We start from the raw sequence: 886 nt of genomic DNA on the forward strand, positions 1-886 counted from the left end.
CAGGGTTTCGTGTTCAACCTGGACAAGCCGCCGTTCAAGGAACGTCGCGTGCACCAGCAGAGCCTGTTCTCCAACACCCCGCTGGCCGCCCGAGCGCTGCCCGACACCGACGAGCTCAAGGTGCTCGAGCCGCTGCGCGGCAAGGTGCCGGACGAGGTGTTCAGCCAGGTGCTCAGGGCCCCGGTTAGCGATGGTTCAGGCATTGTCCGCGCGCAACAATTGCAGGCCCTTGGCCTGCTCCAGGCTGCGCCATGCAACAACCTCCATATAAGCGACAATTTCCAATCCACTAATGAACGCTAGAAAGTCCGTGAGGTTAAGCCGCACGGAATTTCTAAAAAATGACGTATCAGGTCATAGAGGCCTGAGGACAGCACCATTCATATTGACGTTATTAGCTGCGGCGGCAGGAACATTGCCATAGAGCCAGTTGGCTGACACATGCCAGAAGTTGTTGTTCCCTGTCCATGTATAGACATCGAAAGGCCTAGTATATACACGCCGCAGATCGTTCCAATGGACTGCGGTGAAAAACACGCCACCGCTACTACGCGCCCATGCCAAGTACGCTGCGTTATTGTACGAACGACGATCCAAAATAACTTGCAGCACATTACTCACTTGAACGCCATACGAAACAGACTGACCACTGGCATCTCTTACTGTAATGGTCGCGCTGCCATTTCGCTCACCAACAACCTTACCTTGAGCTGTCACTGAGGCTATGGCCGAATTGTTTGAGCTATAGGTATAGGGCGCACGTCCCCCAGTTGCCACTCGTACCGCCGTGTTGCCGATCGAATCCAACCCCGAACGTGGCCGTCCTGGCATCTTGATCGAAACGCCATTGAGCACCAGGGTACTCCGATCCACGCTCAATAGCGGG

1 protein-coding gene and 1 pseudogene are annotated in these 886 nt (G+C 55.2%); one reads left to right on the forward strand and one right to left on the reverse strand.

The window, feature by feature from the left end:
- Positions 1-303, forward strand: a pseudogene (locus E3U47_RS24760) (hypothetical protein); the annotation flags it as partial.
- A 51-nt stretch (positions 304-354) separates the two neighbouring features.
- On the opposite strand, the gene E3U47_RS24765 reads toward E3U47_RS24760, so the two are convergent.
- Positions 355-886 (reverse strand): Ig-like domain-containing protein (locus E3U47_RS24765; protein WP_218568168.1); only part of this gene is annotated, 532 nt, incomplete at its 5' end.

The sequence above is a fragment of the Pseudomonas sp. RIT623 genome, assembly GCF_004519305.1.
Classification (GTDB): domain Bacteria; phylum Pseudomonadota; class Gammaproteobacteria; order Pseudomonadales; family Pseudomonadaceae; genus Aquipseudomonas.